Annotated in this window: 25 protein-coding genes and 1 tRNA gene; 16 read left to right on the top strand and 10 right to left on the bottom strand. The window is 65.7% G+C overall.

All coding sequences use genetic code 11. The features are described from left to right. The first annotated feature begins 38 nt into the window (after positions 1-38). Positions 39-680 (top strand): outer membrane protein, encoded by a 642-nt coding sequence (locus C8D95_RS03615; protein ID WP_109757744.1) that lies wholly within the window; start codon positions 39-41, stop codon positions 678-680. Here the strand turns inward: C8D95_RS03615 and C8D95_RS03610 are convergent. The 5 genes from C8D95_RS03610 to C8D95_RS03590 form a co-directional block, all read right to left on the bottom strand. Beyond that, on the bottom strand, positions 677-1,288 hold the full coding sequence (locus C8D95_RS03610; protein ID WP_109757743.1) for a glutathione S-transferase family protein: 612 nt from the start codon (positions 1,286-1,288) through the stop codon (positions 677-679). The genes C8D95_RS03615 and C8D95_RS03610 overlap by 4 nt on opposite strands. A gap of 70 nt (positions 1,289-1,358) precedes the next feature. Next, on the bottom strand, positions 1,359-1,985 hold the full coding sequence (locus tag C8D95_RS03605) for an FMN-binding negative transcriptional regulator (protein WP_109757742.1): 627 nt from the start codon (positions 1,983-1,985) through the stop codon (positions 1,359-1,361). Next, positions 1,985-3,238: a tRNA (N(6)-L-threonylcarbamoyladenosine(37)-C(2))-methylthiotransferase MtaB gene (mtaB, locus tag C8D95_RS03600; protein ID WP_109757741.1), complete on the bottom strand. Its 1,254-nt coding sequence runs from the start codon at positions 3,236-3,238 to the stop codon at positions 1,985-1,987. Before mtaB ends, C8D95_RS03605 begins: the two co-directional genes overlap by 1 nt. Then, on the bottom strand, positions 3,238-4,053 hold the full coding sequence (dapF, locus tag C8D95_RS03595) for a diaminopimelate epimerase (RefSeq protein ID WP_241239801.1): 816 nt from the start codon (positions 4,051-4,053) through the stop codon (positions 3,238-3,240). The genes mtaB and dapF overlap by 1 nt, the downstream gene beginning before the upstream one ends. A gap of 38 nt (positions 4,054-4,091) precedes the next feature. After that, on the bottom strand, positions 4,092-4,670 hold the full coding sequence (locus C8D95_RS03590; RefSeq protein ID WP_126918497.1) for a COG3904 family protein: 579 nt from the start codon (positions 4,668-4,670) through the stop codon (positions 4,092-4,094). 117 nt (positions 4,671-4,787) lie between these two features. Between C8D95_RS03590 and C8D95_RS03585 the strand changes: the two genes are divergently transcribed. Continuing rightward, a tRNA-Lys gene (locus tag C8D95_RS03585) sits at positions 4,788-4,863 on the top strand. A gap of 190 nt (positions 4,864-5,053) precedes the next feature. On the opposite strand, the gene C8D95_RS21675 is transcribed toward C8D95_RS03585, so the two are convergent. The 5 genes from C8D95_RS21675 to C8D95_RS03565 form a co-directional block, all read right to left on the bottom strand. Beyond that, complete coding sequence (locus C8D95_RS21675) at positions 5,054-5,611, bottom strand: hypothetical protein (RefSeq protein ID WP_126918496.1); 558 nt, start codon at positions 5,609-5,611, stop codon at positions 5,054-5,056. Between the two features lie 160 nt (positions 5,612-5,771). Then, positions 5,772-7,061, bottom strand: a complete 1,290-nt coding sequence (locus C8D95_RS03580; RefSeq protein WP_109757739.1) for a PQQ-dependent sugar dehydrogenase — start codon at positions 7,059-7,061, stop codon at positions 5,772-5,774. 84 nt (positions 7,062-7,145) lie between these two features. Next, the gene (kce, locus tag C8D95_RS03575; protein ID WP_109757738.1) at positions 7,146-8,078 is read right to left on the bottom strand and encodes a 3,5-dioxohexanoate:acetyl-CoA acetone transferase; all 933 of its coding nucleotides are present in this window, start codon (positions 8,076-8,078) and stop codon (positions 7,146-7,148) included. Between the two features lie 66 nt (positions 8,079-8,144). After that, on the bottom strand, positions 8,145-9,737 hold the full coding sequence (glpD, locus tag C8D95_RS03570) for a glycerol-3-phosphate dehydrogenase (protein ID WP_109757737.1): 1,593 nt from the start codon (positions 9,735-9,737) through the stop codon (positions 8,145-8,147). Then, a complete protein-coding gene (locus C8D95_RS03565; protein ID WP_109757736.1) occupies positions 9,718-10,503 on the bottom strand; it encodes a DeoR/GlpR family DNA-binding transcription regulator in 786 nt (261 codons plus the stop codon). The genes glpD and C8D95_RS03565 overlap by 20 nt, the downstream gene beginning before the upstream one ends. A 153-nt stretch (positions 10,504-10,656) precedes the next feature. On the opposite strand from C8D95_RS03565, the gene C8D95_RS03560 reads away from it, so the two are divergent. The 14 genes from C8D95_RS03560 (at position 10,657) to C8D95_RS03495 (ending at position 24,483) form a co-directional block, all read left to right on the top strand. Continuing rightward, the gene (locus C8D95_RS03560; RefSeq protein WP_109757735.1) at positions 10,657-12,393 is read left to right on the top strand and encodes an ABC transporter substrate-binding protein; all 1,737 of its coding nucleotides are present in this window, start codon (positions 10,657-10,659) and stop codon (positions 12,391-12,393) included. A gap of 84 nt (positions 12,394-12,477) precedes the next feature. After that, positions 12,478-13,542 carry an ABC transporter ATP-binding protein gene (locus C8D95_RS03555; protein WP_109757734.1) on the top strand — a complete coding sequence of 355 codons (1,065 nt, stop codon included), beginning with the start codon at positions 12,478-12,480 and terminating at the stop codon, positions 13,540-13,542. A 10-nt stretch (positions 13,543-13,552) separates the two neighbouring features. Further along, on the top strand, positions 13,553-14,629 hold the full coding sequence (locus C8D95_RS03550) for an ABC transporter ATP-binding protein (protein WP_109757733.1): 1,077 nt from the start codon (positions 13,553-13,555) through the stop codon (positions 14,627-14,629). Further along, positions 14,626-15,489, top strand: coding sequence for a carbohydrate ABC transporter permease (locus tag C8D95_RS03545; protein ID WP_109757732.1), 864 nt, complete (start codon positions 14,626-14,628; stop codon positions 15,487-15,489). The genes C8D95_RS03550 and C8D95_RS03545 overlap by 4 nt, the downstream gene beginning before the upstream one ends. A gap of 4 nt (positions 15,490-15,493) precedes the next feature. Beyond that, entirely contained in the window at positions 15,494-16,291 is a 798-nt protein-coding gene (locus C8D95_RS03540; protein WP_109757731.1) for a carbohydrate ABC transporter permease, read from the top strand. A 128-nt stretch (positions 16,292-16,419) separates the two neighbouring features. Beyond that, positions 16,420-16,686, top strand: coding sequence for a DUF2160 domain-containing protein (locus C8D95_RS03535; RefSeq protein ID WP_338143063.1), 267 nt, complete (start codon positions 16,420-16,422; stop codon positions 16,684-16,686). A 43-nt stretch (positions 16,687-16,729) separates the two neighbouring features. After that, positions 16,730-17,602 carry a glucosamine kinase nucleotide-binding domain-containing protein gene (locus tag C8D95_RS03530; RefSeq protein ID WP_164721570.1) on the top strand — a complete coding sequence of 291 codons (873 nt, stop codon included), beginning with the start codon at positions 16,730-16,732 and terminating at the stop codon, positions 17,600-17,602. Further along, positions 17,599-18,708 carry an N-acetylglucosamine-6-phosphate deacetylase gene (gene nagA, locus C8D95_RS03525; protein ID WP_109757728.1) on the top strand — a complete coding sequence of 370 codons (1,110 nt, stop codon included), beginning with the start codon at positions 17,599-17,601 and terminating at the stop codon, positions 18,706-18,708. Before C8D95_RS03530 ends, nagA begins: the two co-directional genes overlap by 4 nt. 114 nt (positions 18,709-18,822) lie before the next feature. Further along, positions 18,823-19,380 (top strand): dTDP-4-dehydrorhamnose 3,5-epimerase, encoded by a 558-nt coding sequence (gene rfbC / locus C8D95_RS03520; RefSeq protein ID WP_109757727.1) that lies wholly within the window; start codon positions 18,823-18,825, stop codon positions 19,378-19,380. After that, positions 19,377-20,411 (top strand): dTDP-glucose 4,6-dehydratase, encoded by a 1,035-nt coding sequence (gene rfbB, locus C8D95_RS03515; RefSeq protein ID WP_109757726.1) that lies wholly within the window; start codon positions 19,377-19,379, stop codon positions 20,409-20,411. The genes rfbC and rfbB overlap by 4 nt, the downstream gene beginning before the upstream one ends. After that, the gene (gene rfbD / locus C8D95_RS03510) at positions 20,408-21,262 is read left to right on the top strand and encodes a dTDP-4-dehydrorhamnose reductase (RefSeq protein ID WP_109757725.1); all 855 of its coding nucleotides are present in this window, start codon (positions 20,408-20,410) and stop codon (positions 21,260-21,262) included. The genes rfbB and rfbD overlap by 4 nt, the downstream gene beginning before the upstream one ends. After that, complete coding sequence (rfbA, locus tag C8D95_RS03505; RefSeq protein ID WP_109757724.1) at positions 21,259-22,137, top strand: glucose-1-phosphate thymidylyltransferase RfbA; 879 nt, start codon at positions 21,259-21,261, stop codon at positions 22,135-22,137. The genes rfbD and rfbA overlap by 4 nt, the downstream gene beginning before the upstream one ends. Then, positions 22,134-23,132, top strand: a complete 999-nt coding sequence (locus C8D95_RS03500; protein WP_109757723.1) for an NAD-dependent epimerase/dehydratase family protein — start codon at positions 22,134-22,136, stop codon at positions 23,130-23,132. The genes rfbA and C8D95_RS03500 overlap by 4 nt, the downstream gene beginning before the upstream one ends. Before the next feature lie 28 nt (positions 23,133-23,160). Further along, a complete protein-coding gene (locus C8D95_RS03495; protein ID WP_109757722.1) occupies positions 23,161-24,483 on the top strand; it encodes a UDP-glucose dehydrogenase family protein in 1,323 nt (440 codons plus the stop codon). The last annotated feature ends 1 nt before the right edge of the window (position 24,484 follow it).

Here is a 24,484-nt window from a genome sequence, read left to right as displayed (position 1 = left end):
GCACGGAACCTTTCGATGTTCCGGGAGGTTACCGGGGCATGAACGCGCCTTCCCTGATCGCCGTCGTGGCGACGCTTCTCGCCCATCCCGTGTCGGCCGGGCCCTGGGAAGCCAGCGTATTCACCGGCGTCCAGAACAGCGGATCGTCCTCCGTCTCGGGCAAAGGTCCCGGGGGCGTCGGCGCCTTCTTCTTTTCGACCGATTGGGACATGGGGTCGCTTGACGGCATGGACTATCTCGGCGTTCGGGCGATCTATTGGGTCGACGCCCGGAACGGACTGGCACTTACCCTCACACGCTCGACCGCCGTCGCGACCGCCACGCCAGTCGCAGGGGTCTCGGATGTCTCGTTCGACGGCACGTTGACGCTCACCGCCGATGCGCTGCACCGCTGGAACGCCAACGGACGCCTCAAGCCCTACATCGGCCTCGGCCTGGGCATCGCCATGCCCGACGCGAGGGTGACTTTCGCAACCGGAGAAATCGAGCGGCCAGACGCCACGGGGTTCGCCGCCGCAGCGACTGCCGGGGCGAGCTACAAGCTCGACGCGCGCACGTCCGCCTTCGCAGAGCTTCACCTCAGCCACGCGCGCTATGACCTGGATCTATCGTCGGGAGGCTCTCTGAAGACCGACATGACCTCTACCGCGATCAACGTCGGACTTAGCTACCGCTTCTAGGCCGCGTCGCGCGGGCGCGTCGCCGCCATCGACGGCCGTTCGTCGAAGGACGCCTGCCAGTCCGCAAGCTTAGGGCGACCCGTCCGCCAGCCCCGCGCGCCGTGACGGAAGTCGAGATATCCCAGTGCCGAGCCAAGCGCGAAATGCGCCACCGTCGGAGGGCCATCCAGCCAGTCGATCCAACTTTCCTCGACGACGTCGAGCGCGCGCGCGATCTTGGTCCACTGTGCATCCATCCAGGCGGCGAACTGCTTTTCCTCGGGCCGCGCGCGCACCTCGTAGGACATCGAGACGCCGGCGTCGCTGATGCCATCGCCCAGCGCTTCCAGGGTCAGCACCTGCCAGAGGCGATGCTCGGGATAGAGATTGGCTCCCGCGAGGGCGTCGAGGTAGCGGCAGATGACGCGGCTGTCGAAGACCGCTTCGCCTTTCGCACCGACCAGCGCCGGGATCTTTCCGAGAGGATTCGTGCCGACCGGCATGGTGCCGGGGGTCACGGGGTTTCCCTTCGACAGCTCGCGGTCGACGCGGGCGTCGAGCCCGGTTTCGATCAGGATCGCCTCGACCTTGCGGCAGAAGGGCGAGGCGGGATTGGTGTAGAGTTTCATCGGGGATCCTCCGGTCCGGTCGTGCAGGAGACTGCGGGATGCGAGAGGCGGCTGCAAACCTGATTTCGCGTCATGACCCGGGGGCGTCGCCCAGGGGCCGTTCCATCAGCCGCGCCAGCGCCTCCGGCTCCGAACCGAAACCGTCCGCCACATGCGACGCGGCGGCAAGTCGCACCTCGTCCGTCTTGTTTTGACCCAGCTTCCAGGTGCCGTCGACCTGATCGACGTGCAACCTGAAAGGGACGATCGCGCGCAGCAGCTTCTCCATCGCCTCCGCCGCCATCTTGTCGGGCATCCAGACCGGCTTCGGCAACAGACGCGCCTCGTAGGCCGCGGACTGGCGATCGAGCATGTCGCGCATTGCGTCGTCCGGCAGTCGCTCCAGCCGTCCGCGCAGGTGAACGGCGACGTAGTTCCACGTCGGCACCTGGTCCGCGATGCCGTACCAGTCGGGCGAGACATAGGCGTCGGGACCCGTGACCGCGATGACGGCGGGCGCGTCGCCTGCGCGCGCGATCGGGTTCGAGCGGACAAGGTGCAGGTCGGCGCTGGTTCCGTCCTCGGTCAGCAGAAACGGAACATGGGACAGAAGCGGAGCAGGATCGGCATTCACGGCCAGCGTGCCGAAGGGCCGGCTGCGCGCGAAGCCGAGGTGACGGTCTCGGCTCTCATTCCTGAAGGCCGGATTCGGGTGCATCAGGCAAAGGCCGTCAGACGCGATCCGTCGTGATCGCCCAGCCGCACGTTGAGAAGCGCGCCCTCCGGCTGGTCCACGTCGAAGGTCACCTCGGCGAAGGTCTCGGTCCGGGCAAGACGCGGCCCCTCGGTCAGGACGGTCAGCTTGCGACCCGAAAGCGCGTCCAGATGGCGGCGCGCGGCGGCGTCCCCCGCGGCGCGCAAACGGCCGGCACGCTCCTTGATGGCGGGGCCGCCGACTTGCGGCATGCGCGCCGCCGGCGTGCCGGGGCGCGGCGAATAGGGGAAGACGTGCAGCCAGGTCAGCCCGCAGTCCTCGACGAGGGCGAGCGAGTTCCGGAACATCGCCTCGGTCTCGGTCGGAAAGCCCGCGATGATGTCGGCCCCGAAGGTCATCTCGGGCCGTAGCCTGCGCGCCTCCTCGCAAAAGGCGATGGCGTCGTCGCGCAGGTGACGGCGCTTCATGCGCTTCAGGATCATGTCGTCGCCCGCCTGGAGAGACAGGTGCAGGTGCGGCATCAAACGTGGTTCGACGGCGATGCACTCCATCAGCACCGGATCCGCCTCGATCGAATCGATGGACGAGATCCGAAGACGCGGCAGGTCCGGGACAAGACGCAGGATGCGCCGCACGAGGTCGCCGAGCCTCGGCGTACCCGGCAGGTCCGCACCCCAGGACGTGAGATCGACGCCGGTCAGCACGACCTCATTGAAGCCCCGGTCGCGGAGGCGTTTGATCTGGTCCACGACGACGCCCGCCGGCACCGAGCGAGAATTGCCACGACCGAAGGGAATGATGCAGAAGGTGCAGCGATGATCGCAGCCGTTCTGCACCTGAACATAGGCGCGGTGGCGGCCGAAGCCGTCTATCAGATGGCCCGCCGTCTCGGTCACCGACATGATGTCGTCGACGAGCACCGGCTCGGTGTCCCCGATCACTGCGCGCGCCCAGGTGTCGGGCCGCATCTTCTCGGTGTTGCCGATCACGAGGTCCACTTCGGGCATCGTGGAGAAACGTGCCGGTTCGGTCTGCGCCGCGCATCCGGTGACGATGACGCGCGCGGTCGGGTTCTCGCGCTTCAGCCGCCGGACCTCCTTCTGCGACTTCCGCACCGCCTCGGCGGTAACCGCGCAGGTGTTGACGATGACCGCATCCGACAGCCCCGCCGCGTCGGCCATCTCGCGCATGGCTTCGGTCTCGTAGGCGTTCAGGCGGCAGCCGAGCGTCGCGAAGGTGGGCACCTTGCGGTCCATCAGCCTCTCCACACGCCGTCGAACACATGCGCGGTCGGCCCTGTCATCCAGACCCCGTCGTCCCGCCAGTCGATCTCTATCCGCCCACCGTCGAGATCGAGCGTGACGGTTCGCCCCGTCAGCCCCCGCCGCGCCGCCGCGACGGCCACCGCGCAGGAGGACGAGCCGGAGGCGAGAGTGATGCCCGTGCCCCGCTCCCAGACCCGCATCCGCAGGCGGTCGCGTCCCGTGACCGAGGCGAACTGCACGTTTGTGCGCTCGGGGAACAGGAGGTGGTTCTCGAGTACCGGGCCCCGCCGGGCGAGGTCCACCGCCTCGGCATCCTCGACGAAGAAGGTGCAATGCGGATTGCCCATGCCGGTCGCCACCGGATCGCCCTCGATCGGCAGGTGCAGCGTGTCGACCTCGCGAGACAGCGGAACCGCGCGCCACTCGGTGTCTGGCTGCCCCATGTTGACCCGTGTCATGCCGTGGCCCGCGTCCTCGCAGGCCAGAAGCCCGCGCTCGGTGCGGATCCTCAGGGCGCCCTGCCCCGTCTCGTCCATCAGGTGCCGCGCGATGCACCGCGTGGCGTTTCCGCAGGCGGCCGAAAGCGAGCCGTCGGCGTTGTAGAACACCAGCCGCACCGCCGCCTCGGGGTCGGAATGCATCACCGCGAGCTGGTCGAAGCCCACGCCCCGGTGACGGTCGCCAAGCGCGCGCGCCACGTCCTCGGTCACCGGCGCTCCGCCCTCGCGGAGGTCGATCACGACGAAGTCGTTGCCAAGCCCATGCATCTTCATGAAGGGCCGGCCGGTGTCGGGGCGAGCGGTCATGGCGCGCGATATAGAGGGTTCGTCGGTCTGTGGGAAGCCTAGCGCCGCGCGCTGAGGATGTTGGTGGCGACGCCCATCCGCTTTGCCTGCACCGCGTCGATGATCCAGAGCCGGTCGTTCGGCACCCGGTAGGCAGCCTCGTTCAGCTCCGGGAACCCCATCTCGAGCCAGTACCGGCGGTCGATCTCGTAGGAGATGTTCGTATCGGTCGCCGCGTGCAGGCCAAGTTCCGCGATTTCCGTCATCTCGCGCGACTTGCCCGCGACGAAGACATCGACGCAGGCCGAGATGCAGTTGACGAGGATGATCGTGTTCATCCGGTCGGCCTTGATCGTGCGGCCGATCTGGTGCGAGGCCAGAAGGCTGCCCCCCGGCGACTGCGCGATGACCAGCCCGTCGACCTCGGCATCGATCGTGACGCGCTCGAAGACGGCAGCCGTCTCGGGCGTGATCTCGCCGTCGAGAACGAGGAACTGCGCCTGCCCGTCGCCCGTGGTCTCGACAAAGAGATTGCCCCCTAGCGCGCGCGCCTTGTCCGAGACCATCATGCCGCCGGTCGGAGCGCAGGCAGAGACGGTCAGAACGGCCAGTCCGGCAACGAGAAATCGGCGCATCATGGGGGAACCTTCGGCTTCGGTTCCCCCACCGTGCCCGTGGCGGCGGAGAGGGTCAAGCGGATGGTCGGTTTTGGCCTTGACGCCCCGGAGAGGCCGCATTAGGTCCGGCGCTCGAGTGGGCCGTTAGCTCAGTTGGTAGAGCAACTGACTTTTAATCAGTGGGTCACTGGTTCGAATCCAGTACGGCTCACCACTGTCACGAAGAACGAGCAAGAGCCTGGCGAACGTGGTGCTCGCCCTCCGGGGCGTTGCGCCCGCGCGAGACGGCGGAATGGCGCCCTAGAGAGGTCCTCGGGTGCCGCGGTCGTCAAAGGGGCCGGCAAGGCCGGCGCGATAGCGAAGGTCGGCTTGGAGCCCAAGTTGGCACTTCCAACTGCGTCCAGTCAGCCGGACACTTTCTGCATCAACTGATCCAACGTGCTTTCAGATTGGCAGAGTGTGCATGGCGCTTGTCCGCTGGACAGATTCAATATGTCACCTTCGGCAAACTCAGCAACAATCGAATCCAGTTCGTCGAAGCGAAGGCATTCGCGTACCTTGAAGTACGTTCCGCCCACGGTGCTGCGCCGCCGCTCTGGAAAGTGAAAACACACACTTAGTAAACGTGTCGATAACTCGCCGCCTTCGGACCCAGGTCTCAGGAGTACAGCGTTTCCTTGTGTGCTCCATGTGCCTCTGGAAACTTGCAGTTGACCTGGGAACCAGAGAGACGCAGTCCTGTCGCCGTTGGCGTAGACAATGCCAGATCCATATCTGTCTGACACGATGCGGAGCGTCTTGTCGCTCAGAAAAGCCTCTGCGGGGTTCGCGAAGGCCGGCGCCTCGATTTCATTCGCCGAAGCGATAGCAGGGTAAGCGATTAGGAAAAGCGCGGTAACGAAGCGAAAAGCATTCCATCCTCCACAGCGACACACATTCATGTTGACGATGGGAAGTTGCATCTATTCTGCCAAAGCTGTTCTACGATCCTTGAAGTAATTTGGTTGGTCCAAGTGGCACCATGATGACTGTATCGTGGTTAAAGTCAGCTTCGTCCGCACAGCGGACTGTCACGCTCCAGGCTGAGCGCCCTCTTAATGGAGCGCGACCGCCTGACCCACCTCACGCCCCCGTCACCCGCCAGATCACGTCGCCCACGTCGTCGGCCATGAGCAGCGACTTCCCGTCCGGCCCAACAGCGACCCCCACCGGACGGCCGTAGGACACGCTTTCGTCGTCCGCGAGAAACCCCGTCAGGATGTCGCGCGGCGAGCCCGAGGGGCGTCCGCCCTCGAACGGGACGAAGATCAGCTTGTAGCCGGACAGCGTCGAGCGGTTCCACGACCCGTGCTGACCGATGGCCATGCCGGCGGGGAAGCCGGGCAGCGTGCCCTCCGGCACCCAGCAGAGCCCCAGGGACGCCGTGTGCCCGCCCAGCGCATAATCCGGCCGGATCGCGCGGGCGACGAGGCTCGCGTCCTGAGGCACCCGGTCGTCGACGATCTGCCCCCAATAGCAGTAGGGCCAGCCGTAGAAGCCACCTTCCTTCACGGACGTAAGGTAGTCCGGCGGCGTCTCGTCGCCCAGACCGTCACGCTCGTTGACCACGGTCCAGAGCGCACCCGTCGTCGGCTCGAAGGCCAGGCCCACCGGGTTGCGCAAACCCGAGGCTAAGACGCGCGCCTTTTCCGACGCGATGTCCATTTCCCAGATCGCGGCGCGGCCCTCCTCGGTCTCCATCCCCTCGTCGGCGATGTTGGTGAGCGAGCCGACGCCCGCGTAAAGCTTCGTGCCGTCCGGCGACAGGAGAAGGCTGCGCGTCCAGTGCCCGCCAGGCTTGAACTCGACCAGCCTCCGGCCCTCGCCCTTCAGGCTCGTGGCGCCGTCCTCATAGTCGAAGGCCACGATGCCGTCGGTGTTGCCGACGTAAAAAGTGCTCCCGGCCAGCGCCATGCCGAAGGGCTGGCGCTGGTTCTCGACGAAGACCTCGCGCCGCTCGGCCACCCCGTCGCCGTCCTCGTCGCGCCAGAGCGTGATGCGGTTGGCACTGTGCCCCAGCGCGCGGGCGCGCCGCATGGTCGCCTGTGCCGCACGGTCGAGGAGGTTCTTCGGTGGGCCCGCCTCCTGCAGCGCCTCAGCGACAAGGACGTCGCCGTTCGGCAGGACCTCGATCCAGCGCGGGTGCTTCAGGTCGCGGGCGAAGGCGTTGACCTTCAGCCCGGGCGCCGCCTTCGGCGTCTGGCCCTCGGACCAGCCCTTCCCGGTCGGCATCTTCAGGGTCATGATGCCCTGCTTCTTCGCGTTGGGAATGGCGGGCGTCGTGCCCACCGCCGGCTCCTTGGGCGCGTTCATCCGCCTCAGAAGGACCATCGTGCCGCCAACGACGGCGGTGGCGCGGGCTAGAAGATCCATGACATGTCCCTCGTGTTTCAGGGCATCGACACTATGCCTGGACCCGCCGGGGTCAAGGCCGGGCCGGCAAAGGAAGGCACACGTTCAGAAGTTTACCCTGTCGCCGCCCTTGAGATGCAGAATCTCCCGCGCCTCGTCCGGCGTCGCGACCTCGCAGCCCAGGTCCTCGATGATGCGCCGGATCTTGGCGACCTGCTCGGCGTTCGACACTGCGAGCTTGCCGCGCGAGATATAGAGCGAATCCTCGAGCCCGACGCGGACGTTGCCGCCCATCTGGCTTGCCGTCGCCGCCAGCGGCATCTGCGCCGCCCCCGCCCCCAGCACCGACCAGCGGTATTGATCGCCGAAAAGCTTGTCGGCGGTCTTCTTCAGGAAGACGAGGTTCTCGACATCCGCGCCGATCCCGCCGAGGACGCCCATCACGAACTGGATGAAGATCGGCGCCTTGAAGAGCCCTTCGTCGAGGCAGTGGCGCAGCGTGTAAAGATGGCCCACGTCATAGCATTCGTGTTCGAACTTCACGTTGTGAGGCGCAAGGCGCGTCGCGGCCTCGCGGATGTCCTTCAGCGTGTTTCGGAAGATGTTGCCTTCCGAGCCTTCGATGTAAGGCTTCTCCCAGTCATAGCGGAAACTGTCATAGCGCCCGGCCAGGCCGTGAAAGGCGAAATTCATCGACCCCATGTTGAGCGAGCACATCTCGGGGCTGAACGCCAGCGCGGCCTCGATGCGTTCGCTGATCTGCATGGTGGGCGCGCCGCCCGTGGTGAGGTTAACCACCGCATTCGTCGACTGCTTCACCCGCTGGAGGATCGGCGCGTAATGCTCTGGATCGACCGAAGGCCGGAAGTCCTCGGGATGACGCGTGTGCAGGTGCAGGATCGACGCACCCGCCTCGGCCGCCTCGATCGCCTGGCGCGCGATGTCGTCCTGCGTCAGCGGCAGGTACTCGGACATCGTCGGCGTGTGGATCGCGCCGGTGACGGCGCAGGTGATGATCGTCTTCCGCTTCTGGCTCATGCCGGACCTTCCTTCTTGTCCCGCACCACCCTGTCGCGCGACGTCGGAATGCTCAATCCCGCAGCGTCAATGAACGGCTTCGGCGGTCACCTCAGACCTCGCGAGATAATCGTCGATCCGGCGTGTCTGGTCGGGCGTCACTCTCAGGCCCAGCCTTGTCCGCCGCCAGAGGAAGTCCTCGGCTGTCCGGACCCATTCCTTGCGCATGGCCCAGTCGAGTTCGCGCGCGGTGATGCCGGCGCCGAAGGCTTCGCCGAGCTCGTCCCCTGTCCGGGCCTTGCCGAAGATGTGCCGCGTGTCGGTGCCATAGTGCCGGACCATCCGCCGCGCCCAGGCCTCGTCGAGGAAGGGATACTCCCGGCGAAGGTCGGCCATGAGCGCTTCGGCACCGTCCACAGGGAAGTCGCCCCCGGGCAGCGTGACGCCCGCCGTCCAGTCGCCAGGCAGACCGCCGAAGACGCGCCCCATCCGATCCATCGCCGCCTCGGCCAGCTTGCGATACGTGGTGATCTTTCCGCCGAAGACGTTCAGAAGCGGCGCGCCGTCCTCGTGGTTCAGGTCGAGGACGTATTCCCGAGTGGCCGCCGTCGCAGACTTCGCGCCGTCGTCGTAAAGCGGACGCACCCCGGAATAGGTGTGAACGACGTCCTCGGGCGTGACGGACTGCCTGAGATACTGCGAAGCGAAATCGCAGAGGTACTGCACCTCGTCCGGGGTCGCCTCGGGCTTCTTCCAGGGGTCCGCATGCTCGACGTCGGTCGTCCCGATCAGGGTGAAATCGTCCTCGTAGGGGATCGTGAAGATCACCCGCCCATCCCTGCCCTGAAAGATGTAGCACTTGTCGTGCGGGTAGAGCCTCCGCGTCACGATATGGCTGCCGCGCACCAGCCGGACGTTCTGGCGCGAGTTGATGCCGAGCGTGCGGTGGATGACGTCGCCGACCCAGGGCCCGCCCGCGTTGACCAGAAGCCGGGCGCGGTGGGTCTCTTCTCCCTCCGGTCCCGCGGTCGTGACGGTCCAGTGGTCCGCGCCCCTCTCGGCCCGCACGACCTTCGTCCGCGTCAGGATGCGTGCGCCGCGTGCCGCGGAATCGCGCGCGTTCAGGACCACGAGGCGTGAGTCCTGGACCCAGCAGTCGGAGTACTCGAACGCCTTGTGGAATGCCGGGTCCAGCGCCGCGCCCTCGGGCGTGCCCTCGAGGTCGAGCGTCCGCGTGGCGGGCAGGATCTCGCGACCTCCCAGGCGGTCGTACATCATCAGGCCGGTGCGGATCAGCCAGGCGGGACGCCGCCCCTTCAGCCAAGGCATCGTCAGGGCCAGAAGGCGGGACAGCGGCGCCTCGCTCTCGAAGGTCATGCCTTTTCGGTAAGGCAGCACGAATCGCATCGGCCACGAGATGTGAGGCATCGCGCGGAGCAGCACCTCGCGTTCCTCCAGAGCCTCGCGCACGAGGCGGAACTCGAAGTATTCCAGATAGCGCAGCCCGCCGTGGAACAGCTTCGTCGACGCCGATGACGTCGCCGACGCGAGGTCGTTCATCTCGGCCAGCGTGACCGACAGGCCGCGTCCCGCCGCGTCCCGTGCGATTCCGCACCCGTTGATGCCGCCGCCGATGATGAAGACGTCCCGGACGTCCCGGTCAGGCGGACTTGAGTCCATGTCTGTTTTCCAAGGTGAGGACCTCTGTGTTCGAACGCCGCGCCGCCTCAAGAAAGGCCAGAGGCGGATCGGCGTCGGTCACGAAGTAGTCGAGATCGCCGACATCGCAAATCCGGACCGGCGCGGACTGGTCGAATTTCGATCCGTCGCACACGCAGATCCTCTGCCGCGAGTTGCGCAGGATCGCGCGCGCCACCGACACTTCGCGCGCATCGTAGTCGAGGATCGCACCATCCGGGTCCAGCGCCGAGGCGCCGATGACCGCGTAGTCGACCTTGTAGCGGGAGATGAACTCGACCGCGTCCTCGCCCACGATGGCGCCGTCGGCCGGGCGCACCGCTCCGCCGACGAGGATCAGCTCTTTCATGCGCGCGGGAAGAAGTTGCGTGATGATGTTGATGTTGTTCGAGATCACGACGAGGCCGGAATGCCCAGACAGCGCGCGTGCCACCTGTTCGGTAGTGGTGCCGATATTCAGAGAGACTGAACAATGGTCGGGGATCAGCGAAGCGGCAAGCGCGCCAATCGCCTCCTTCTGCGGACCCTGGAGCATCCGGCGTTCGTGATATTCGCGGTTGGCCACCGTCTCGAGCCTGCGCGCGCCGCCATGCGTGCGCGCCGCGAGACCGCGGTCGCAGAGTTCCGCCAGGTCCTTGCGGATGGTCTGGCTGGTCACGTCGAAGCGCATCGAAAGGCCCTCGACCTCGACGCGGCCCTCGCTCCGCAAAAGGTCCAGGATCGATTCCTGCCTCTCGTTCAGGTCCATGCGGCCTCTCCTCCCGGGCCATGTCTTCTGTCCCCTATACGGAGACAGCCGTTTCGTTTCCAGAGAATTCTTTTCGTTTGACTTTCGTTTCGGTTCCTTTAGGCATTCCGGCGTGGAGGATTACTACACAAACGAAACCCAGGGAGGTGAAAGATGCGCAAGTATCTTTACTCCGCGGTCGCGGCCAGTGCCGTCATCGCGGGCACGCATTCCGCTTGGGCCGACATGGCGGCCGCGGAAAAGTGGGTCGACGAGGAGTTCCAACCCTCTGTCCTGACCCGAGACGAGCAACTTGCCGAGATGCAGTGGTTCATTGATGCGGCGGCTCCGTTCGCCGGAACCGAAATCAACGTCCTGTCCGAAGGCATCCCGACGCACAGCTACGAATCCGAGACGCTCACAAAGGCGTTCGAAGAGATCACCGGGATCAAGGTGAACCACCAGATCCTCGGCGAGGGCGAAGTGGTCCAGGCCGTGCAGACGCAGATGCAGACGCAACGGAACCTCTACGACGGCTACGTCAACGACTCGGACCTGATCGGCACGCACTCGCGGCTTCAGCTTGCCTACAACCTGACCGAACAGATGGCGGGCGACTGGGCCGACACGACCTCGCCGACGCTGGATCTCGATGATTTCATGGGTATCCAGTTCACGACCGGCCCCGACGGCAACCTCTACCAGCTTCCGGACCAGCAGTTCGCGAACCTCTACTGGTTCCGCAAGGACTGGTTCGACCGCGAGGACCTGAAGGAGCAGTTCAAGGCCAAGTACGGCTACGAGCTGGGCGTTCCGGTCAACTGGTCGGCCTATGAGGACATCGCGGAATTCTTCACCAACGACGTGAAGGAAATCGACGGCGTCCAGATCTACGGCCACATGGACTATGGCAAGCGCGCGCCCGACCTGGGTTGGCGCATGACCGACGCCTGGCTCTCGATGGCCGGTGCCGGTTCTCCGGGCGAGCCGAACGGAGTCCCGATCGACGAATGGGGCATCCGCATGGAAGCGGGGTCCTGCAACCCATCCGGCGCGTCCGTATCTCGTGGCGGCGCGGCGAATGGCCCGGCGGCGGTCTATGCCATCGCCAAATGGGACGAGTGGCTTCGGAAGTACGCTCCTCCGGGTGCTGCGTCCTATGACTTCTACCAGTCGCTTCCAGCCCTTTCGCAGGGCAACGTTGCCCAGCAGATCTTCTGGTACACAGCCTTCACCGCGGACATGGTCGCGCCGAAATCGGCCGGCAACAACACGGTGGACGACGAGGGCACGCCGCTCTGGAAGATGGCGCCCAGCCCGCACGGTCCCTACTGGGAAGAAGGCCAGAAGGTCGGCTACCAGGACGTGGGCTCGTGGACGTTCCTCAAGTCGACGCCGTCCGAACGCGCCCAAGCCGCATGGCTCTATGCGCAGTTCGTGACCTCGAAAACCGTCGACACCAAGAAGTCGCATGTGGGACTTACCTTCATCCGCGACAGCACGGTGCGAGGCGACAGCTTCACCGAACGCGCGCCGCAGTTGGGTGGTCTGGTCGAGTTCTACCGCTCGCCCGACCGCGTGCGGTGGTCGCCCACGGGCATCAACGTCCCCGACTATCCGAAGCTGGCCCAGATCTGGTGGCAGCAGATCGGTGACGTGAACTCGGGTGCCTTCACGCCTCAAGAAGCCATGGACCGTCTCGCCGAGGAGATGGACATCACCATGGCCCGGATGCAGCAGGCGGACGAGCAGGCCAACGTCTACGGAGGCTGCGGCCCGCGCCTGAACGAGCCAAAGGATCCGTCCGAGTGGATCGGCAAGGGCGGCGCCAAGGCCAAGCTCGACAATGAGAAGCCCCAGGGCGAGACCGTCAACTACGACGAACTCGTCAAGCAGTGGGCCGAGAACTGAGACCGGGGCCGGACCGAATCCTCCCGGTCCGGCCGACCTGCCGGGGCCCCTCGCGGGCCCTGGCTCCTTGACAGGCGGATCCTGATGACCATCGAACTTCACAACGTCACCAAGCGCGTCGGCGCGGTCACCCACATCAAGGCGGCCACGCTGACCCTCGAACCCGGGCACTTCAACGTGCTCCTGGGCGAGACCGGCTCGGGCAAGACGTCGCTCATCAAGCTGATGGCCGGGCTCGATCCCGTGGCGTCGGGCCGCATCGTGATGAACGGACGCGACGTGACGAAGCTGAACACGCAGAAGCGCAACATCAGCCTCGTCCACCAGTTCTTCGTCAACTATCCCCACATGACGGTCTTCGACAACATCGCCTCCCCGCTTCGGGTCGCAGGCATGTCGAAGTCCGAGATCGAGGGCCGGGTGGAGGAAGCCGCACGCATCCTCCAGCTCAAGCCCATGCTGAAGCGTCGCCCTCAGGAGCTGTCGGGCGGCCAGCAGCAGCGAACCGCCCTCGCCCGCGCCATCGTCAAGGAGAGCCAGGCCGTATTTCTCGATGAGCCGCTCGCCAACCTCGACTACAAGCTGCGCGAGGAATTGCGCGACCAGTTGCCGGAGTTGTTCGCCGGTCGCGGCGCGGTCGTCGTCTATGCGACCTCCGAGCCCGAGGAGGCGCTTCTTCTGGGCGGCAAGACAACGCTGATGAGCGATGGCAAGGTCGTGCAGTTCGGTCCCACGGCGCAGATCTATCGCCGGCCCGTCAGCCTCGAGGCTGCCCGCGTCTTCTCGAACCCGCCGATCAACACCGCCACCGTCGTGAAGCGCGGCGGAGAGGCCCGTCTGGGCGACAAGGCGTCCTGGACGCTGGCCGGGCCGCACGCGGCGCTGACCGACGGCGCCTACATGATGGCGGTCCGCCCGAACCACGTCGTACCGGCCCGCTCGGACCGTGCCGTCGTCCCGTTGACCGGAACCATCCTCGTGACCGAACTGTCGGGCTCGGAATCGAGCGCGCACTTCAAGATGGGGGCCGACAACTGGGTGTCGCTGTCGCACGGCGTCCACCCCTACAAGGTCGGAGACAACCACCAGTTCTTCCTCGATCCATCGCAGTGTCTCTGGTTCGCGCCGGACGGCACGCTTGCGGCCTGAAGGAGGGGACATGGCGAAGATCACCCTGTCGAAACTCAGACACAGCTATGTGCCGGACCCGCAGCCGGACGACTATGCGCTGAAAGAGATCGACCACGTCTGGGACGATGGCGGGGCCTATGCCCTTCTCGGCCCCTCCGGTTGCGGAAAGTCTACGCTTCTCAACATCATATCGGGGCTTCTTCAGCCGTCCGAGGGCCGCATTCTCTTCGACGAGACGGACGTGACCGACCTGCCGCCGGCGAAGCGCAACATCGCGCAGGTGTTCCAGTTTCCGGTCATCTACGACACCATGAGCGTCTACGACAACCTGGCCTTCCCGCTCAGGAACCGCGGCCGGCCCGAGGATGTGGTGAAGGCGCGCGTCACGGCTATCGCCGAGATGCTCGAGGTCACGTCGATGCTGAAGACCCGCGCCGCGCACCTGACGCCCGACAATAAGCAGAAGATCTCCATGGGCCGGGGCCTCGTCCGCGAGGACGTCAACGTCGTCATGTTTGACGAACCCCTGACCGTCATCGACCCGCACCTGAAGTGGAAGCTGCGCTCAAAGCTGAAGGAACTGCACCAGCGCGTGCGTGCGACGATGATCTACGTCACCCACGACCAGACCGAGGCGCTGACCTTCGCCGACCAAGTCGTCGTCATGGACCTTGGAGTCATCGTCCAGATCGGCACGCCGGTCGACCTGTTCGAGCGTCCGGCCCACACCTTCGTCGGCCACTTCATCGGCTCACCCGGCATGAACGTCCTGCCCGCCGAGTTGCGGGACGGTGGCGCATTCTTCGTGGGCCGCCCGGTCCCGCTCGAAGGCCGCATCGTCAAGACCGGCACGCTTGCGCAGATCGGCGTCCGCCCCGAGTATGTATCGCTCGCCGATCAGGGTCTGGAAGCGGTCGTCACCAAGGTCGCCGACCTCGGCCGCCATATCCTGGTCGAGACCCGCGCGGGCGATACCAAGGTCGCCGCCATCATCCAGGGCGACGCGCCCGCAAAGGGCGAGACCGTGCACCTCGATTTCCGCCGCGATCAGACGCGGCTCTACCTCGACGGCTGGCTCGCCACGGAAGCGGAGACACGCGAATGAAGACCGAAAACCAGAAGGCTTGGTTCTTCGTCCTGCCGGTCTTGATCCTCGTTGCCTTCAACGCCCTCGTGCCTCTGATGACGGTGGTCAACTATTCGGTGCAGGAGACCTTCGGGAACAACCAGTTCTTCTGGGAGGGTCTCGGCTGGTTCGAGCAGATCCTGCGGTCCGAACGCTTCCACGCTTCGCTCGGGCGGCAGTTTTTCTTCACCTTCATGATCCTGATCATCGAGGTGCCGCTCGGCATCGCCATAGCGCTCGCCATGCCGCGCCGCGGCTTCTGGGTGCCGGTGTGCCTCGTCCTCATGGCGCTGCCCATGCTGATCCCGTGGAACGTCGTGGGCTCGATGTGGAACATCTTCACCCTGCCCCGCATCGGCCTGCTCGGCTATTTCCTGAACGATGTCCTCGGCATCCACTACGACATGACTCAGCAGCCCGTCGCGGCCTGGATCACGATCATCGTGATGGACGTGTGGCACTGGACCTCGCTCGTTGTCCTTCTGTGCTACGCCGGGCTCGTGTCGATCCCCGACGCCTATTACCAGGCGGCCAAGATCGACGGCGCGTCGAACTGGAAGGTCTTCCGCTACATCCAGTTGCCGAAGATGAAGACCGTCCTGACCATCGCGATCCTTCTGCGGTTCATGGACAGCTTCAACATCTACACCGAGCCTTTCGTCCTGACCGGCGGCGGCCCCGGCAACTCGACCACGCTACTGTCGATCGACCTCGTCAAGATCGCCCTCGGCCAGTTCGACCTGGGCCCGGCGGCGGCGATGAGCCTGATCTACTTCGCCATAACCCTCTTCGTGTCGTGGCTGTTCTACACGCTGATGACCAAGGACGACCAGGAGTAGGCCGATGCGACCCAGATACCTGATCCCATTCTTCTACATCCTGTTCCTGATGCTGCCGATCTACTGGCTGGTGGCGATGTCGTTCAAGACGACGAACGAGATCCTTGGGGGCTTCTCGCTGTTCCCGCAGCGCTTCACGCTCGAGAACTACCGCGAGATCTTCACCAACCCGACCTGGTACTGGGGCTACATCAACTCGATTATCTATGTCTCTCTGAACACGGTGATTTCGGTCGCCGTCGCCCTGCCCGCCGCCTATGCCTTCTCGCGCTACCGCTTTCTTGGCGACAAGCACCTGTTCTTCTGGCTGTTGACGAACCGCATGGCCCCGGCGGCGGTTTTCGCGCTGCCGTTCTTCCAGCTTTACTCGGCCATCGGCCTCTTCGACACGCACATCGCCGTGGCGTTGGCGCATTGCCTCTTCAACATCCCGCTCGCCGTGTGGATCCTCGAAGGCTTCATGTCCGGCGTGCCGAAGGAACTGGACGAGACCGCCTATGTCGACGGCTATTCCTTTCCGCGCTTCTTCACGTCGATCTTCCTGCCCACGATCAAGGCGGGCGTGGGCGTGGCGGCCTTCTTCTGCTTCATGTTCTCCTGGGTCGAGCTTCTGCTGGCCAAGACCCTGACGGCAGTGGAGGCCAAGCCCATCGCCGCGACCATGACGCGCACGGCGTCCTCGGCAGGCTACGAACTTGGGCTCCTGGCGGCTGCGGGAACGCTCACGATCATCCCCGGCGCCATCGTGATCTACTTCGTGCGCAACTACATCGCCAAGGGCTTCGCCCTGGGGAGGGTGTGATGCGCCGCCTTGTCCTTCTTCTAGCGCTCCTGCCCTCCACCGCCCTCGCGCAGGGCTGGGGCAACGTCGGCAAGGCCCAGGAACCGACCGGCTTTTCCTGGACCGAGCCGCTCTTCGGCGGCACCTGGATGGCCTGGACAGCCGCGACGGCAGCCGTCTTCGTCGGCATCTTCGGCGCGATGGCCGTCCTCACGGCGGTCGAGATCGCCTGGCCCGGCGGCGCAAAGCGGCGCGGCATCCTGGGGCTGACCACGACACGCGGCGACCGGCTGTTCATCACGCTTCTCGGCACTGTCTACATCTTCCTCGCCTGGCTCGGGATCATGGGGATGCCGCTCTGGTGGCCGCTCGCCCTCTCGATCCTCTGGGGCGTATTCTGCTTCTGGAAGGTCTGAGGCGCGCTTGCCAGCCGCCGGCCCTTCGTGGTGAATGGCGGCCATGCGAGCTGACGCGCCACATCCCGAAGCGCTGATCGCCGTCGACGGCGGCGGCACAGGCTGCCGCCTCGTCCTCTGGAGGAAAGGCATACCGGCGACGGCCGAGAGCGGACCTGCCAATCTCTCAAGCGACTTCGAGGGCGCTCTGAGGTCGATCCGTGCCGGCCTCTCCACGCTCTCTGCGCATACGGGGTGCAACCTCGGCGAAGTGCCGGCCTACCTCGCTCTGGCAGGCGCCATCACACCGGATCTGTGCCGTCGCGCCGAGGCGGCTCTGCCGCTTAACCGCGTCCGGGTCGAGGAGGATCGCCGCGCCGCCGTCCGGGGCGCGCTCGGAACCGAGGCGGGCGGGGTGCTTCACGCGGGGACCGGATCCTTCGTCGCGGTGCAGGACCCGCGTGGCAATTTCCGGACGGCAGGCGGGCATGGCCATGTCCTAGGCGACGATGCATCGGCCTACTCCATCGCGCGCGCCGCTTTGTCAGCCTCGCTCGAAGCCGCAGACGGCACCGGTCCCGCGACGGATCTGACCGAGACGCTTCTTTTCCGGTTCGACGGCGCGGCTGGCGTGATTGCCTTCGCCACCGAAGCCGGGCCGGACGAGATCGCCCGCCTCGCCTCAGCCGTCACCGATGCCATCGACGATCCCGTGGCGCGAAGAATCATTACCGACGGCGCGGCCTACTTCGCGCGCATCCTGCCCGCGCTCGGCTGGACCGACGACCTTCCGCTCTGCCTGACGGGCGGCGTCGGTCCGGCATTCTCGACGGTCCTGCCGCATCCCCTCCGCACGGCTCTCCGGCCGGCTCTCGGCACTCCCCTTGACGGGGCCCTCGCCCTCGCCGCCGACTTCGCCCGCGAGCTGCCGGCATGAGCGTCACCTACATCGGCGGCCCGGTCTTCGATGGCGAGACGTTGCGGCTCGGCCTCGCGGTCCGAATGGAACAGGGCCGCGTCACCTGGCTCGGCCTGGACGCGGAGGCGCAGGGCGACATCGAGGACCTGGGCGGCGCCATCCTCGCCCCCGGGTTCGTCGACCTCCAGGTCAATGGCGGCGGCGGGGTCAACTTCAACGACGATCCCTCGGTCTCCACCCTCCGCCGCATCACCGAGGCGCACCGCAGTCTGGGCACGACGCACCTGTTACCGACGCTGATCTCGAGCGAGCCTGAAGTCACGACGGCCGCCATCGCTGCCGTGACGGAAGCCATCGCTCAAGGCATCCCCGGCATTGCGGGCCTGCACCTCGAAGGCCCGCATATCGCACGTCCCGGCGCGCACGACCCCGCCGTCCTGCGCGACATGACTGACGCCGACGTGACGGAACTCGAGGCCGCAGCCCGCGCCCTCCCCGCACTCATGCTGACCGTGGCGCCCGAACGCGTGACGCCCCACCAGATCGCGCGCCTGACAACGGCGGGGGCAGTCGTCTCCCTCGGCCACACCGATGCGGCGTTCGAGACTTGCACGGTGGCAATCGACGCGGGCGCCCATGCCGCGACCCACCTCTTCAACGCCATGAGCCAGATGACGGCGCGCGCGCCCGGCCTCGTCGGCGCGGTTCTCGCGGACAGCCGCGTCAGCGCGGGTCTGATCGCGGACGGCCAGCATGTCCATCCCGCCGCCCTGAGTATTGCGCTGGCCGCGAAGGCCGGGTCCGACGGCATCTTCCTCGTCACCGACGCCATGGCGACCGCCGCCTCCGACATCGACGGCTTTACCTTGGCCGGTCGCCGCGTGATCCGCGCCGACGGCCGACTGACACTCGAGGATGGAACGCTCGCAGGGGCCGACCTCGAGATGACGGGCGCCCTGCGCCTCCTGACGCGCGACCTCGGGGTCGAGACTGCTACTGCGCTGCGCCTCGCGACGTCGGTTCCCGCGCGTGTCGTGGGTCTCGACGCGGGACGGATCGTTCCCGGTGAGGCGGCCATGCTTGTCAAAATTGCACCGGATTTCTCTTCCGTCACGACCCTTTGACCCTGTGTTTCCCATTCGCAACGTCCCTCAGCGACGCTTTGCCGAGGTTTTGGCAACGGGCGTGACGGATGCGGTCCTTCCTGCTATCGGGTGCCCGGAGCGTCCGGAGTAATCATGATCGTCAGTGAAACAGCCCTTCCCGGCGCCCTGGTCATCGAGCCGGCACGACACGGAGACCACCGGGGCTTTTTCTCGGAATCCTGGAGCCGCCGCCGCATGGAAGAGGCCGGGATCGACCTCGACTTCGTGCAGGACAATCATTCCCTTTCGACCGAGGTCTGCACCCTGCGCGGCTTGCACTACCAGGCCCCGCCCCACGCTCAGGCAAAGCTGGTGCGCTGCGGGCGCGGATCGCTGACCGACGTGATCGTTGACGTGCGTAACGGCTCACCGACCTACGGACAGTCTCTGTCTGTCGACCTCAGCTTCGACAACGGGCGGCAAGTTCTTGTCCCGATTGGATTTCTGCACGGATTCATCACGCGCGAGCCGAATACCGAGATCGTCTACAAGGTAAGCGATTACTATTCCGCCGACTGCGACGGCGCAGTCCGGTGGGACTCCTGCGGCATCGACTGGTCCTGCGACACCGACCCGATCATCTCGCCCAAAGACGCCGAAGCTGTGCCCTTCTCGGACTGGCAAAGCCCCTTCGAGTGGACCGGCGCATGAAGATCCTCGTTACCGGAGGCGCGGGCTTCATCGGGTCCGCCGTCGTGCGCCAGGGCATTCGTCGCGGCCACGAGATCGTCAACCTCGACGCGCTGACCTATGCCGCGAACCTTGCCAACGTGGCGCCGGTGTCGAACGCGCCCGGATATGCCTTCGAGAAGGTGTCGATCACCGATCGCGCAGGCCTCGACGACGTCCTCGCGCGCCACCGTCCCGATGCGGTGATGCACCTCGCCGCGGAGAGCCATGTCGACCGCTCCATCGACGGACCCGCGGCGTTCATCGAGACCAACGTGACCGGCACCTACACACTTCTGGAAGCGGCCAGAAGCTATTGGACTGCAGAGGGAAAACCGGAGTCGTTCCGCTTTCATCACATCTCGACCGACGAGGTTTTCGGCTCGCTCGGACCGACAGGCAAGTTCACCGAGGACACGCCCTACGACCCGCGCTCGCCCTATTCGGCGTCGAAGGCATCGTCGGACCATCTGGTCCGCGCCTGGCACGAGACTTATGGCCTGCCGGTCGTCCTGACCAACTGCTCGAACAACTACGGGCCCTACCACTTCCCCGAGAAGCTGATCCCGGTGGTCATCCTGAATGCGCTGCATGGGCGCGCGATCCCGGTCTATGGCGCGGGCGAGAACGTGCGCGACTGGCTTTATGTCGAAGATCACGCTGATGCGCTGCTTCTTGTTCTGGAACAAGGCGTTGTCGGGCGAAGCTACAACATCGGGGGTGAAAATGAGGCGCGCAACATCGACCTTGTCCGCACCATCTGCCGCCTTCTCGACGAGCGCCGTCCGCATGCGGCGCCGCACGATCGCCTCGTCGAGTTCGTCACCGACCGTCCCGGCCATGACCTGCGCTATGCAATCGATCCGTCGCGCATCCGCGAAGAACTGGGCTGGCGGCCGTCCGTCACGCTGGAGGAAGGGCTTGCCAAGACCGTCGACTGGTATCTCGCCAACGAGGAGTGGTGGCGTCCCCTTCTGACCGTCGCGATGGAGCGTCGGGGGAAGGCGTCGTGAGGATCGCGGTCTTCGGCGGCAAGGGCCAGGTCTCGACAGAGCTTCTGAGGCGGGTTCCTGACGGCATCACGGTCGAGAGGATCGGGCGCGAGGTCGCGAACTTCAGCGTGCCGCAGCAAGTCTATCAGGCGGCGAAGGCGCTGGAGGCCGACGCCGCGATCAACGCCGTGGCCTATACCGCCGTCGACACCGCCGAGAGCGAGCCGGAACTGGCGAAGCGGATCAACGGGACCTCAGTCGGTCGTCTTGCCGAGGGCTGTGCCGAGGCAGGGGTGCCGCTTGTCCATCTCTCGACCGACTACGTCTTTCCGGGAGATACCGACGAGGCCCGTGCGCCCGATGCCGCGACCGGGCCGCTCAATGCCTATGGCGCGTCGAAGCTGGCTGGAGAGAAAGCCATCGCGGCGTCGGGCTGCCGGGCCGTGATCCTGCGCACGTCGTGGGTGTTCTCGGCGCATGGGTCGAACTTCGTGCGCACGATGCTGCGGCTTGCCGAAACGAGGGACAAGCTCACCATCGTGAATGACCAGATCGGCGGCCCGACCCCTGCGGCAGACATCGCCGACGCCTGTTTCACGATCGCCGCGGCCCTTGCGAATGGCGCGCCGGGCGGCACCCATCACTTCGCCGGAACGCCAGACGTGAGCTGGGCCGGTTTCGCGTACGAAATCTTCGCGCAGGCTGGGCTGAAGGTCGACGTGGCAGGGATCCCGACGCAGGATTACCCCACGCCCGCCCAAAGGCCGCTCAATTCGCGGCTAGACTGCGCCACTCTGGCAGAGGCATACGGCATCTCCCGCCCGGACTGGCGGCGGGGGCTGTCCGACGTATTGAAGGAACTGACCGCATGACCAAGCGCAAGGGCATCATCCTGGCCGGAGGCTCGGGTACGCGGCTTTACCCGATCACCATCGGTGTGTCGAAACAGCTTCTGCCCATCTACGACAAGCCGATGATTTATTACCCGCTGTCGGTCCTGATGTTGGCCGGGATCCGCGAGATCGCGATCATCACGACGCCGCAGGACCAGGAGCAGTTCATGCGGCTGCTCGGCGACGGCTCGCAATGGGGTCTGAAGTTCGAGTGGATCGTCCAACCCTCGCCCGACGGGCTGGCGCAGGCCTATCTGCTGGCGGCCGACTTCCTGGGCGGCGCGCCGTCCGCGATGGTCCTGGGCGACAACATCTATTTCGGCCACTCGCTGCCCGTGATGCTCCACCGCGCCGACGCGCAGGAGACGGGAGGCACGGTCTTCGGCTATCGCGTGGCCGACCCCGAGCGCTATGGCGTCCTCGCCTACGAAGGCGACCGGGTCACGCAGATCATCGAGAAGCCATCCAAGCCGCCGTCGAACTACGCCGTGACGGGTCTTTACTTCCTCGATGGCACGGCGTCGGAACGGGCAGCCCTGGTGAAGCCCTCGCCGCGCGGTGAGCTGGAGATCACCGACCTTCTGGAAATGTATCTCATGGACGGCGCGCTGACGGTCGAGAAGATGGGCCGCGGTTTCGCCTGGCTCGACACCGGCACCCACGGCTCGCTTCTGGACGCGGGCAACTTCGTCCGCACGCTTACGGCCCGTCAGGGGCTTCAGACCGGATCGCCGGAAGAGATCGCCTTCGAGCAGGGCTGGATCACCAAGGCCGACCTTCTGTCCGCCGCCGAGCCCCTCGGCAAGAACGCCTATGGCGCCTACCTGCGACAGGTCGCGGGGGAGGCTGAGTGAGAACCGCCCTCGTCACGGGATCGGCGGGATTCATCGGCTACCATGTCGCGCGCCGTTGGCTGGAGGAAGGCTGGCGTGTCGTCGGCGTGGATGCGTTCACCGAGTACTACGACCCGAAGCTGAAGCGCGACCGGGCGGCATTGCTGGCCGAATTCCCGGAGTATCACGAGGTCGAGGGGCGGATCGAGACGCCGGGCCTGCTGGCCGCGGTGATGTCCGAACATTCGCCCGAGCATGTCGTCCACCTCGCCGCTCAGGCGGGCGTGCGCCATTCGATCGAGGCGCCGCGCAGCTATGTCGAGGCCAACCTGCAAGGGACGTTCGAGCTGCTGGAAGCGGCGCGGGCCAATCCCGGCGCGCGGCTTCTGATGGCGTCGACCTCGTCGGTCTACGGCGCGAACGAGGACATGCCCTACGCCGAGACGGACAAGGCCGACAGCCAGATGTCCTTCTACGCCGCGACCAAGAAGGCGACCGAGGCGATGGCGCATTCCTATGCGCACCTCTATGGGCTGCCGACCGTGATGTTCCGCTTCTTCACGGTCTATGGCCCCTGGGGCCGGCCCGACATGGCGCTGTTCAAGTTCGTCCGCGCGATGCTGGAAGGGCGCGAGATCGACGTCTACAACCAGGGCCGGATGCGGCGGGACTTCACCTTCGTCGACGACCTCGTCGAGGCGGTGTGGCGGCTGGCGAATGTCTTTCCCGAAGAGCGGCTCGGCGACTTCGACAGCCTGAGCCCGGTCGCACCGTTCAGGATAGTGAACATCGGAAAGGCGGCGCCGGATACGCTGGACGCCTTCATCTCGACCATCGAGACAGCGCTTGGAGTCTCGGCCGTGCGCAACCTGATGGAGATGCAGGCCGGCGACGTTCCGGCGACGTGGTCGGACACGACCCTCTTGAAGGCGATCACGGGATATGCCCCATCCACGGGGCTCGACCGCGGGGTGCCCGCCTTCGTCACATGGTATCGGAATTATTACGGCGTCTGAGACGCCCGACGGATAAGGATTGTGTTTCATGCGTATCGCGATGATCGGAACCGGCTATGTCGGCCTCGTATCTGGTGTCTGCTTCTCGGACTTCGGCCATGACGTGGTCTGCGTCGACAAGGACGCGTCCAAGATCGGACGGCTGGAAAAGGGCGGGGTCCCGATCTACGAGCCGGGTCTCGATGCGCTTCTGGCGCGGAACGTGGCCGCGGGACGGTTGTCCTTCACCCAAGACCTGAAGGCGGCAATCACGGGCGCGGAAGCGGTGTTCATCGCAGTCGGCACGCCGACACGGCGGGGCGACGGTCATGCCGACCTCACCTACGTCATGGCGGCGGCGGAGGAGATCGCGAAGGCGGCGACGGACTATCTGGTGATCGTCACCAAGTCGACCGTGCCAGTGGGCACGAACCGCAAGGTGGCCGAAGTCGTGCGGCGGGCGAACCCGGATCTGGACTTCGACGTGGCGTCGAACCCAGAGTTCCTGCGCGAAGGTGCGGCCATCGACGACTTCATGCGGCCTGACCGCGTGGTCGTGGGGATCGAGACCGAACGCGCCTCGAAGGTGATGGAGGATGTCTATCGTCCGCTCTTCCTGCGCGACTTTCCGATCGTGACGACGGACCTCGAGTCGGCCGAGATGATCAAGTACGCGGCGAACGCCTTCCTGGCCACGAAGATCACCTTCATCAACGAAATCGCGGCGCTGTGCGAGAAGACCGGCGCGGACGTGCGGGAAGTGTCGAAGGGCATGGGGCTGGACGGGCGGATCGGCAACAAGTTCCTGCACGCGGGGCCCGGATACGGCGGCTCGTGCTTTCCCAAGGATACCAGCGCGCTGGCGCGGATCGGGCAGGACTATGCTTCGCCCATGACGATCACCGAAGCGGTGATCGAGGTGAACGAGCGCGTGAAGCGCCGCATGATCGAGAAGCTGCGCGACCTCTGCGGGGGATCGTTCAACGGCAAGAAGATCGCGGTCCTCGGCGTGACCTTCAAGCCGAACACCGACGACATGCGGGATGCGCCGTCGCTGACCATCGTTCCCGCGCTCGTGGGCGGAGGGGCAAAGGTCCATGCCGTCGACCCCCAGGGCCGGCGGGAGGGCGAGACGCTTTTGCCGAATGTGGCTTGGGATGCGGATGCCTATACGGCATCTGAAGGGGCCGACCTCGTGGTGATCCTCACCGAGTGGAACGAATTCCGCGCCCTCGACCTGGGCCGGATCGCTGCCAGCATGGCGAACGCCAGGATGGCCGACTTCCGGAACATCTATTCGGCCAAGGACGCCGAAGAGGCCGGGTTTGCGGCCTACGTCTCGGTCGGACGGCGGCCCTTCCCTGCGGAATAGA

The sequence above is a fragment of the Silicimonas algicola genome (assembly GCF_003148765.1).
GTDB lineage: Bacteria > Pseudomonadota > Alphaproteobacteria > Rhodobacterales > Rhodobacteraceae > Silicimonas > Silicimonas algicola.
The sequence above is the reverse complement of the archived record's forward strand: the minus strand, read 5'-3'. Positions and strand labels throughout refer to the sequence as shown.